Here is a 342-nt window from a genome sequence, read left to right as displayed (position 1 = left end):
GAGGCCAAACCGGAACGGGCCGTGCGGATTGAATTTGTCCAGGTAGGCAACGCCACCGAACGTGCCCAGCCACAGGCGATGGTGTGAATCGAACACCATCGAGCCGGTGTAATCCTGCGGCAGGCTGGTCGGGTCGGCCGGATCGTGGCGAAGGTTCACGAAACCCTTCTGGCCGTCGTAGCCGATGCTGATGCCACTGATGGTGGCGAACCACCACGCGTCCGGCATGCGCACGATGTGGCGCACCTGGTCGCCGACCAGGCTGGCCGGATCGGCCGGGTTGTGGCGTGTCTGGGTAAGGCTGCCGGTGACCGTGTCGTAACGGAACAGGCCGTCGTAACC

The 342-nt window shown here is 64.6% G+C and carries 1 protein-coding gene; it reads right to left on the bottom strand.

Features of this window, described 5'->3' with window-relative positions:
• On the bottom strand, positions 1-342 hold a 342-nt coding region (locus CBX98_RS26400), incomplete at both ends, for a hypothetical protein (protein WP_197710262.1).

Source organism: Vibrio sp. T9 (assembly GCF_003123985.1).
Taxonomy (GTDB): domain Bacteria; phylum Pseudomonadota; class Gammaproteobacteria; order Enterobacterales; family Vibrionaceae; genus Vibrio; species Vibrio diabolicus.
This window is presented reverse-complemented; position numbering and strand designations above follow the sequence as displayed.